The sequence below is a fragment of the Mesobacterium hydrothermale genome (assembly GCF_035818635.1).
Taxonomy (GTDB): Bacteria; Pseudomonadota; Alphaproteobacteria; order Rhodobacterales; family Rhodobacteraceae; genus Mesobacterium_A; species Mesobacterium_A hydrothermale.
Map to the genome: position 1 here is coordinate 28,588 of NZ_JAYLLH010000011.1, position 10,932 is coordinate 39,519.

The 10,932-nt window shown below is 61.2% G+C and carries 6 protein-coding genes; all 6 read left to right on the plus strand.

Going from position 1 to position 10,932, the window contains the following annotated elements; translation table 11 throughout:
- The first annotated feature begins 57 nt into the window (after window positions 1-57).
- The 6 genes from VK792_RS09770 (at window position 58) to VK792_RS09795 (ending at window position 10,926) form a co-directional block, all read left to right on the plus strand.
- Window positions 58-2,352, plus strand: coding sequence for an arginine/lysine/ornithine decarboxylase (locus tag VK792_RS09770; protein ID WP_326297289.1), 2,295 nt, complete (start codon window positions 58-60; stop codon window positions 2,350-2,352).
- A gap of 300 nt (window positions 2,353-2,652) precedes the next feature.
- On the plus strand, window positions 2,653-4,611 hold the full coding sequence (locus tag VK792_RS09775; RefSeq protein WP_326297290.1) for a DUF4214 domain-containing protein: 1,959 nt from the start codon (window positions 2,653-2,655) through the stop codon (window positions 4,609-4,611).
- 446 nt (window positions 4,612-5,057) lie between these two features.
- Complete coding sequence (locus VK792_RS09780; protein ID WP_326297291.1) at window positions 5,058-7,460, plus strand: GcvT family protein; 2,403 nt, start codon at window positions 5,058-5,060, stop codon at window positions 7,458-7,460.
- A complete protein-coding gene (locus VK792_RS09785; RefSeq protein ID WP_326297292.1) occupies window positions 7,457-9,010 on the plus strand; it encodes a trimethylamine methyltransferase family protein in 1,554 nt (517 codons plus the stop codon). The genes VK792_RS09780 and VK792_RS09785 overlap by 4 nt, the downstream gene beginning before the upstream one ends.
- A gap of 3 nt (window positions 9,011-9,013) precedes the next feature.
- Window positions 9,014-9,679, plus strand: coding sequence for a TetR/AcrR family transcriptional regulator (locus tag VK792_RS09790; protein WP_326297293.1), 666 nt, complete (start codon window positions 9,014-9,016; stop codon window positions 9,677-9,679).
- Window positions 9,676-10,926, plus strand: coding sequence for a sarcosine oxidase subunit beta family protein (locus tag VK792_RS09795; RefSeq protein WP_326297294.1), 1,251 nt, complete (start codon window positions 9,676-9,678; stop codon window positions 10,924-10,926). The genes VK792_RS09790 and VK792_RS09795 overlap by 4 nt, the downstream gene beginning before the upstream one ends.
- Window positions 10,927-10,932: the final 6 nt, after the last annotated feature.

The following is a 10,932-nucleotide window of genomic DNA, read 5'->3' on the forward strand; positions in this document are numbered from 1 at the left end:
GCGCCGACAGGGAAGGAAACAAAACGAAGGCGCAACGCCCGCCGACAGGAGTGGCCGATGAAATTCCGTTTCCCGATCGTCATCATCGACGAAGATTTCCGTTCAGAGAACACCTCTGGACTGGGCATCCGCGCCTTGGCAGAAGCCATCGAAGCCGAGGGGTTCGAGGTCCTGGGCGTCACGAGCTATGGCGACCTGTCGCAATTCGCTCAGCAACAAAGCCGGGCAAGCGCGTTTGTTCTGTCCATCGACGACGAAGAATTCAGCCCAGGCCCCGACCTTGACCCGGTTGTTGTCAACTTGCGCAATTTCATTGAGGAAGTGCGCTGGAAGAACGCCGACGTACCGATCTATGTCTACGGCGAAACCAAGACCAGCCGCCATCTGCCCAACGATATCCTGCGCGAATTGCACGGCTTCATCCATATGTTCGAGGACACGCCGGAATTTGTGGCCAAGCACATTATTCGAGAGGCGCGCGCCTATCTGGAGTACATCCAGCCGCCGTTCTTCAAGGCGCTTCTCGACTATGCCGAGGACGGGTCCTATTCGTGGCATTGTCCCGGACATTCCGGCGGCGTCGCCTTTCTGAAGTCGCCAATCGGGCAGATGTATCACCAGTTCTACGGCGAAAATATGCTGCGTGCCGACGTATGCAACGCGGTCGAGGAACTGGGGCAGTTGTTGGATCACAATGGCGCCATCGGTGCTTCGGAAAAGAATGCGGCTCGCATCTTCAATTCTGACCATTGTTTTTTCGTCACCAATGGCACGTCAACCAGCAACAAGATTGTCTGGCATCATACGGTGGCACCCGGCGACGTGGTGGTGGTTGATCGCAACTGCCACAAGTCGATCCTGCATGCGATCATGATGTGCGGCGCGATCCCGGTATTCCTGAAACCTACGCGCAACCATTGGGGTATCATCGGCCCGATCCCGCGCAGCGAATTCGAACCCGACGCGATCAAGGCCAAGATCCGGGCAAACCCTCTGCTGGATGGCTACGACCCCGACACGGTCAAACCGCGGATCATGACAATCACGCAATCGACCTATGACGGCGTGCTGTACAATACCGAGGTGATCAAGGGCCTTCTTGATGGCTATGTCGAAAACCTGCATTTCGACGAAGCCTGGCTGCCGCACGCGGCGTTTCATCCATTCTATGGCACCTATCATGCGATGGGGCGCAAGCGCGGGCGCACAAAGCATTCGGTGACCTACGCCACGCAATCGGTGCACAAGCTTTTGGCCGGGATCAGCCAGGCCAGCCATGTCCTTGTGCAGGACAGCGAAGAAACCAAGCTCGACCGCCACTTGTTCAACGAGGCGTACCTGATGCACACCTCGACCTCGCCGCAGTATTCGATCATCGCCTCCTGCGACGTGGCCGCGGCGATGATGGAGCCGCCCGGCGGCACCGCGTTGGTCGAGGAAAGCATCGTCGAAAGCCTGGAATTCCGGCGCGCGATGAAAAAAGTCGGAAAGGACTATGGCAGCGACTGGTGGTTCAAGGTCTGGGGGCCGGATGACTTTGACGAAAACGAAGACGGCATGGGCCGTGCCAAGGACTGGCAACTGAAGCGGACCGACAGTGATGGTGTCGAGACCGGCGGCAAGGACAGCTGGCACGGCTTCGGCGACATGGCCCGCGATTTCAACATGCTTGACCCGATCAAGGCGACGATCATCAACCCCGGCCTTGATATCGACGGCCATTTCGACGATAGCGGCATCCCCGCGTCGATCGTGTCGAAATATCTGAGCGAACATGGGGTCGTGGTGGAAAAGACCGGGCTTTATTCGTTTTTCATCATGTTCACCATCGGCATCACCAAGGGCCGGTGGAACACGTTGCTGGCGGCGTTGCAGCAGTTCAAGGATGACTATGACCGAAACCAGCCGTTGTGGCGGGTGATGCCAGAGTTCAGCGCCGCACAGCCGCGCTATGAACGGTTCGGCCTGCAAGATCTGTGCCAGCACGTTCATGCGCTTTATGCCAAATACGACGTCGCCCGCCTGTCGACCGAGATTTACCTGAGCGATCATCATCCCGCCATGACCCCGACCGAGGCCTATTCGCACATTGCCCGGCGCAAGACCGAACGGGTTGCCATCGACGATCTGGAAGGACGCGTCACCACCAGCCTTGTCACACCCTATCCACCGGGCATCCCGCTGTTGATCCCAGGCGAGGTGTTCAACGCCAAGATCGTCGAATACCTGCGTTTCAACCGTGAATTTGCGCGTGAATGCCCAGGCTTCGAAACTGACATTCACGGTCTTGTGCTAGAGACCGATGAAAGCGGGAAGATGAGCCACTATGCGGATTGTGTGGCCGTAGAATAGTCTTGCCATTGCAGAGCAGCAAGAACGTGGACGCTTCGCGGTGCGGCGTGACCAAGGGTTGACAGATTGCCCGCTGCTGCGGGCCGCCGGACTACCAGCCTCTTGAACCCCGGGCGATTGCCTGCCATTCGGCCTGCGGCCCCTGTCATGGGGCGCAGCAGCACAGGCCAACGGCATCGCTGCGACGTACGATTTGACATGCGCAACGGCAGTTTTGCTTGATTTTTTCAGGAAACTGAAACTTTTCCGTTCGGGCTTCGTGGCTACTCGGTGTGACCCATTATGAAAAGGAGATCACCAATGGCACATCTCGCATCTTCCTACACATCGTACGAAAATTTTCTTTCGCGCGCAGATGCTTTCTGGACCGTCGATTTCAAAGCCCTGAACAGCTCTGGGGTGAATGCTACGGCGATCGTCGCCATGGAGACCGAAGAGGATGGTTCCTCCTATCTCAACGTGGCCATAGCTGGCACCGGCCTGACGCCGTCGCAAACCCATGCCCAGCATGTGCATGGACTGTTCGACACGGACGGGGCCCCCATCGACTCGATGTCGCCGACATTGGCAGATGACGCGGATCGCGATGGCATGGTCGAGGTGTTGGAAGGGCTGGGTCGATATGGCGACGTCTTGCTGCCTTTGGTCTCGCCCGCGGGCGGCGCGATGCCGGTCGCGGACGAGAACGGCATGCTGTCCTTTGTCCAAAGCTATGATCTGAATGACGAGACGAGCTTCTTCAGCCCTGTCTCGAAGACGGATTACACGGCCGATGATCTGATGCCGCTCACGCTGCGTGAGATTGTGCTTCACGGCGTCGACGTCCCGGATGGGATTGGCAGCGGAACGAGTGGTGAGGTCGATGGCGGTGAGAACGGCTTTATCGGTATCCTGCCAGCAGCTGCCGGAGAGATCGAAGCCGCGACCTATGCGGACGCGCTGAACCTGCTGACATCGCAACGCACGTTGGCATCCACCTCCAAAATGTTGGGGGACGGCAACGATATGTATGATGCCGGTCTTGGCGATGACGTCATCTATGGCCAAGCGGGCAACGACAGCATCAATGGTGGTGCGGACAACGACACCCTGACAGGCGACGCCGGTCGGGATGTTCTGTACGGGGCAGACGGCGATGACGCGATCATGGCGGGGACCACAGATCAAAATCAGACTGACGCAGCAGATGCAGGTGCCTCCGGTGCGCTGCAACTTGGAGATTATGACAATGGCTATGCCGGCGGTGCCGGAGACGACATGATCCATGGCGGGGATGGCGATGACATCATCACCGGCGACGACGACAGCCGGGTCTCGGATGCGATCGGCACGATGTTTGACGTCAACGCAGATGGTTCCGATACGATCTATGGCGGGGCCGGAAATGACGAAATCCACACCGGGACATGGGCCGATGGTGACCAGGGCCTGAACAACGCCTCTACCGGCATGATGAACGACCGGGCGTCCGGCGGCATGGGCAACGATATCCTGCGCGGGGCGGGCGGCGACGATACGCTGTTCGGTGATCGCGGTGCCGACAACATCGGCGGCGCTGGCGGCAACGACATGATCTATGGTGACTTCCAGAACGACTCTAGCCTCGAACTTGATACCGGAAAGATCTTCCGCCTCTACCAGACCGCGTTCGACCGCGATCCGGACGCTGGCGGATTGAGCCTGTGGGTGGAAAACTTCGCGACCGGCGCGCTCTCGCAGATCGGTGTTGCGGGCGGCTTCGTCGGGAGCGCCGAGTTCTATGCGACATACGGCGGTACGACGAACACCGAGTACGTGACGGCACTTTACCAAAATGCGCTGGATCGCGATCCTGATGCACCGGGTCTTGCAGACTGGACCGCGCGTCTTGATGCCGGTGCAACGCGGGCCGAGGTGCTGATCGGATTCGCGCAGAGCACCGAGTTCAGCGCCAAGTCGGACAGTGATCTGAACGCCTGGGTCATGGCGCAGGGCACGCACGACGTGCTGATGGGCAATGACGGTGACAACACCTTGTCGGGTGGTGTGTTTTCAGACCGTTTTGTGTTTTCAACAGATGCCGGCAGCAGCAACACGGTCACCGATCTGGAGTCCTGGGATGTGCTTGATTTCACCGCCTTCGGCTATGACAGTGCTTCGGATGTTCTGGGCAACATGACCGAACAGAACGGCGCGGTCGTCTTCATGGACATGGATGTGACGGTGACCCTGAACCAGACCGGGCTTGCCGACCTGGATGGCGGCATGTTCATGGTCTGACCATATGAGCGCGGACCCGCCCAGTCGGGCGGGTCCGATTTGCCCACGCCCGCGCCGCGATCTTGGTGAAAAAGCAGCTGCCGATGGGTAGGCTACGGTGCGTGAACATATCAGGACATCAATGGATGTGAGTGCGCAGCTTGACCGCGCCGCTGAGGCGCGCGGTGGTGAAGTGGTCAATTTGCCGGGGCGCGACCTGCTGGGGGGCATAGCCAGCACAGGCACATCGCGCACGCCGAGCACCTTATCGGTGCCGTTTTCACAAAAGGCCCCTTTGATCCCCTAAGAACACCCCGCTGATGCAGGCGCGGCTCTTAGACCTGTACGGCGAAAGCTGGCAATCACCCGGGGTGTGTTCGACCGATTGACCGATCCATGGACACAGCTGTCTAGACATTGGCATCGGGTCGCGCTAGCCTTTGCCCTGTCATCAACGGGAGGCAGCGATGAAAAGCCATTATCGGGTTGTGGTCATTGGCGGCGGTGTCGTCGGGGCATCGGTTCTCTATCATCTCGCCAAATTTGGCTGGACCGATGTCTGCCTGATCGAGCGCAAAATCCTGACCGCCGGATCCAGCTGGCACGCCGCCGGGGGATTCCATGCGCTCAATGCCGATCCCAATATCGCCAGCCTTCAGGCCTATACCATCGACCTGTTGTCCGAGATCGAAAGGGAATCGGGGCAGTCGGTGGGGATGCATATGACCGGCGGCTTGACGCTGGCAGGCACGCCGGACCGTTGGGAATGGCTGCAATCGGCCTATCGCACCTTTCAATCCATCGGCATCGAAGATGTGCGCCTTGTCTCCCCGGAAGAGGCCGCTGCCTTGTGTCCGATCATGTCGCCACATGGCATTCTGGGTGGGATGTGGGCCGACCGCGAGGGCTATATTGACACCACCGGCACGGTGCACGCCTATGCCGGCGCTGCCCGCAAACGTGGGGCCGAGGTGATCGAAAACAACCGTGTCCTCGAACTGCACCAGATCGCCGATGGCTGGCGCGTCGTGACCGAAAAGGGCACCGTGACCTGCGAACATGTGGTCAATGCCGCGGGTCTCTGGGCCAAGCAGGTCGGGCGGATGGCGGGCATCGAATTGCCGGTCTCGCCGTTGAACCATCACTATCTGATTTCAGACACCATCCCCGAGGTCGCGGCACTGGGCCGTGAATTGCCCCTGGTCGTGGACCTTGAGGGGTTCACCTATATGCGGCAGGACCAAAAGGGCATCCTGCTGGGCATCTACGAGATCGATCACGATCACTGGATGATGGACGGGGCGCCGTGGGAATACGGGTTCGAATTGCAACAGGAAGACCCCGATCGGATCGAACGCGAGCTGACCCTTGGGTTTGAACGCTATCCCGCTTTGCAAGAGGTTGGCGTCAAGACATGGGTCAACGGGGCCTTTACCTTTTCGCCCGATGGCAACCCGCTGGTCGGGCCGGTGCGCGGCAAGCGCGGGTATTGGAGCGCCTGCGCCGTTATGGCCGGGTTCCTGCAAGGCGGCGGGGTCGGCAAGTCGCTGGCCGAATGGATGATCCATGGCGAGCCCGAGGCCGATGTCTTCGGCATGGATGTTGCGCGCTATGGCGACTACGCCGGAAACAAGCGGTTCATCAAGGAAACCACGGGCCAGTTCTACACCCGTCGGTTCGTGATGACCTATCCCAACGAACAACTGCCCGCCGGTCGCCCGCTGAAAATGGCCCCGGCGCATGCCGACATGACGGCTGCGGGATGCCGTTGGGGGGCAAGCTATGGGCTGGAGATGCCGCTGTATTTCGCGCCCTCAGAAGGTTTCATCGAAAAGCCGACCCTGAAGCGATCGAACGCGTTCGACATCGTGGCAGAGGAATGCAAGGCGGTGCGGGGCGGTGTCGGTCTGTTGGATATCTCGGGCTTTTCGCGGTTCGAAGTGTCGGGTGATGGCGCGCAGGCGTGGCTTGACCGCGTGATGGCGTCGAAACTGCCCGGACCCGGCCGCGCCCGACTGGCCCCCATGCTTTCCGAGACGGGCAAGCTCAAGGGCGATCTGACCGTGTTCAACTGGGGCGATGGGACGTGGTGGATCATGGGCAGCTACTACCTGCGCGAATGGCACATGCGCTGGTTCCAGGACCACATGGACGAGGGCGTTATGCTGCGCGATATCTCGGATGCGACGGTGGGCGTCTCGCTGGCGGGACCGCAGTCGCGCAAGGTGATCGAGGCACTGGCCGACGGGCCGGTGGGCGAACTGCCCTTCATGGGGTGCGGCAGTTTTGATATCGGGCTGCACCGCTGCAAGGTTGGGCGCCTGTCGGTGGCGGGTGAACTGGGGTACGAGATTCATTGCGACGCGATGGATCACATTGGCTTGCGGCGCGCGTTGCTGGAAGTCGGTGCCGCTTTCGGTATCCGCGAATACGGGTTCAACGCCTTGTTGTCGCTGCGGCTGGAAAAAAGCTTTGGCATCTGGTCGGCGGAATTCACCCAAGGTTACACCGCCGCGCAAACCGGCATGGACCGTTGGGTCGACTGGTCCAAGGATTTCATCGGCAAGGATGCCGCGCTGCGCGAGCGCGACACCCCGCCAGCGCAGGTCATCGCGACGCTCGAAATTGCCGACGGTGACGCCGACGCCAGCGGCTATGAGCCAGTCTGGCAGAATGGCAAGCGCGTCGGCTTTGTCACCTCGGGTGGCTATGGGCATACGGTGGGCAAATCGCTGGCGCTGGCCATGCTGGATCGCGATACGGCGAGACCCGGCACCGAGCTTTCGGTTCATATCGTAGGGGTCGAGCGGGCGGCCAAGGTGATCCCTGCTTCGCCCTACGATCCGGAAGGAAAGGCGATGCGGGCATGACGACGACCACAACCCGCGCGGCAGGCCGCCGGGCCGGACGTCGCCGTGGCGCGGGTCCGGCAGGCGCGACCAGTGACCGAGCCCCCAACTATCGGCAGTTGCGCAACCCCTTTCCGATCATGTCCGTCTTTTCCGATGATGAGGCGGCGCAGATACACGAAACCGCCCTGCGGACGCTGGAAGACCTGGGAATGAAGGTGCTGCTGCCCGAGGCGCGCAAGATCTATGCCGCCGCAGGCGCGCGGGTCGAGGGAGAGATGGTCTTTCTCGGGCGCGAGATCGTGCAGGCTGCGGTTGCTAGCGCGCCCAAATCGATCCACTGCCGCGCAGGTGCCGCCCATCGCGACGTGATCCTTGAACTGGGGGCGCTGGCCTTTCAGCCCGGCGCGGGTGCCCCTCACGCCACCGATCTCAAACGCGGGCGGCGTCCCGGATCGGGGGAGGATTTCCGGGAATATACCCGAATCTCGCATCACTACGACGTGTTCCAGATGATGAGCCCTTCTGTCGAGCCGCAGGATATCCCAACGCCCGTGCGCCACTATTTCACGATGCTGGCGCAGATGGAATTGACCGACAAATTCCCCTTTCTCTTCGCACGCGGCACGCCGCAGACGCTGGACAATTTCGAGATGCTGCGGATTGCGCGCGGCCTGTCCGAGGACGCGTTCATACAGGGTGTCCACGCCTACACGATCATAAACACCAACAGCCCGCGCTGTCTTGATATCCCGATGGCACAAGGGCTGATCGACTTTGCCCGATATGGGCAATTGTCCATCGTCACCCCCTTTACCCTTATGGGGGCAATGGCACCGATCACCGTTGCGGGGGCGATCACGCTGTCCCATGCCGAATGTCTGGCCGCGATCACCCTGACGCAGTTGGTCCGTCCCGGCGCGCCGGTCTGCTATGGCACCTTCACCTCGAACGTCGACATGAAATCAGGAGCCCCTGCCTTTGGCACGCCCGGGCATTTTCAGGCTTCTCTTGCGGCGGGTCAAATGGCGCGGATGCTGGGCTTGCCCTGGCGGTCAGCGGCCGGGTCGGCGTCAAACATCAACGATGTGCAAGCTGCGAATGAGAACCAGTTGGGACTGTGGGGCTGCCTGCTGGCTGGGGCGACGGTCATCATTCATTCGGCCGGCTGGCTTGAGGGAGGTTTGTCCGTCAGCTATGAAAAAATCGTGACCGATGTCGAGGTGCTGAACATGGTGGCCGAACTCTGTGCCGGGAAAAAGGCTGGCACGGATGAAATCGGCTTTGCCAACGCGCTGTCCCATGTTGCGCCCAGCGGGCATTTCTTTTCGGCGCCGCAAACGATGGAGCGTTACACGACCGAATTCTACGAACCCGTCGTGCATGATTACGCCAATTTCGGCACCTGGATCGAGCGTGGCGCGAAGGATGCAAGCACCCGTGCCACCGCCGTCTGGGAAGCGATCCTTGCGACCCAGACGGACTTTGCCACGCCGCCTGATCGCCTGGAGGCGCTGCGCGCCTTCATCGACAAACGCACCGTCGAAGGCGGCGCCCCACCCGAAAGCTGACCCATGACCGACCCGATCCCCTTGCCCCGCCGCGACATGTCCGACAAGGGCCTGCCTGGCAACGTCAAGGTCACGCGCGAAGATTGGCTGCGCGTGGCGATGGACTTGCTGGTCTCGGACGGGGTTTCCGAGGTCAAGGTGCTGACCATCGGCAACCGGCTCGAGGTGTCGCGCTCGTCGTTCTACTGGTATTTCAAAAGCCGAAAGGATCTTTTGAACCAGCTGCTCGCAGAATGGGAACGGACCAATACCGGCATCATGGTCGCCGCTGCCGAGGCTCCCGCCCCCACGATCACCGCCGCGCTGAACGGGTTTTTTCGCTGCATCATCGACCCGGACGGGTTCAACCATCAGCTTGATTTCGCCGTGCGCGAATGGGCGCGGCGTGACGGGGCGGTGCGCCGCGTGATCGACCGCTCGGACAGCGCGCGCACCGATGCGCTGGCGCGAATGTTCATGCGCTATGGCTATGACCCTGCCGAGGCCGATATTCGCGCGCGGGTGCTCTATTATCAGCAGATCGGTTATTATGCGCTTGAGTTGAACGAAACGCTGGAAGAGCGTCTGTCTCGGGTGCGCCTGTATCTTTACGCTTTTACTGGCGTGTATCCGTCAGAAGACGAAGTGGAAGAGCTTCGCGCCTTTTCCCGTCAGGTGGCCGCAAGATGACCCGCTATTCGGCCCTGTCCCTCTTGCGCGAAGGGCTGCGGGGGCATCGCGGCTGGCAGCCTGCATGGGCCAAGGCGCGCCCGAAACCGGCCTATGACGCGGTGGTCGTGGGCGGCGGCGGGCACGGGCTGGCGACGGCCTATTACCTTGCCCGCAATCATGGCCTGACCCGCGTCGCGGTGTTGGAAAAGGGCTGGATCGGCGGCGGCAATACCGGACGCAACACCACCGCTGTGCGGTCAAACTATTTCTACCCCGAAAGCGTGGCGCTCTATGATCTCTCGCTACGGCTGTACGAAGGACTGAGCCGCGAGCTCAATTACAACATCATGCTGTCCCAGCGCGGGATGCTGATCGCCGCGCATACGCCCGCGCAGATGGAGATTTGCGCCCGCATCGCCAATGCCATGCAATTGAACGGCGTCGATGGCCACCTGATGGGCGCGGAAGAGGCCGCGCGCCGCATCCCCCTGCTGAACCGGACCTGCGATGCGCGGTTCAAATGCCTGGGCGGAGTCTGGCAAGGCCGGGCAGGGGTGGCCCGCCATGACGCGGTGGCCTGGGGCTATGCCCGCGCTGCCAGCGATCTGGGGGTGGATATCATCGAAAACTGCACCGTCACCGGCCTGGATATCCAAGCCGGGCGTATTGCGGGGGTCGAGACCGATCTTGGCCCGATCCGCACGACCCGTGTGGGCCTTGCTGCCGCCGGGGCGACACCGGGGCTGGCGGCGATGGCGGGGGTGCGTTTGCCGATCCATACCTATGCGCTCCAGGCTTTTGTGTCGGAACCTGTCAAACCGATGCTGGATACCATACTGCTCTATCTTGGGACCGGCACCTATGTCAGCCAGTCGGACAAAGGCGAACTGGTGTTTGGCGGCGGGCTTGACCGTGTCCCGACCCATGGCCAGCGCGGGAACCTGCCGGCGCAGGAAACCGTGGTGTCCGGCCTGTTGGAAATGTTCCCGGCTTTCGCGCAACTGAAGCTGTTGCGGCAGTGGGCCGGGGTCGTCGATGTGGTCCCCGACAGCTCGCCCGTCATTGGTCCGGCCGGACCCGATGGATTGTTCGTCAACTGCGGCTGGGGCACCGGCGGGTTTAAGGCGATCCCGGCGGGCGGTTGGCTGTTGGCGCATCTGCTGGCCACCGGCACGCATGACGCCATCAGCCGTCCCTTCGATTTGGATCGCTTTGCCCGGGGTCGTCTGATCGACGAAGCCGCCGGGTCCGGCATCGCACATTAGGGAGGA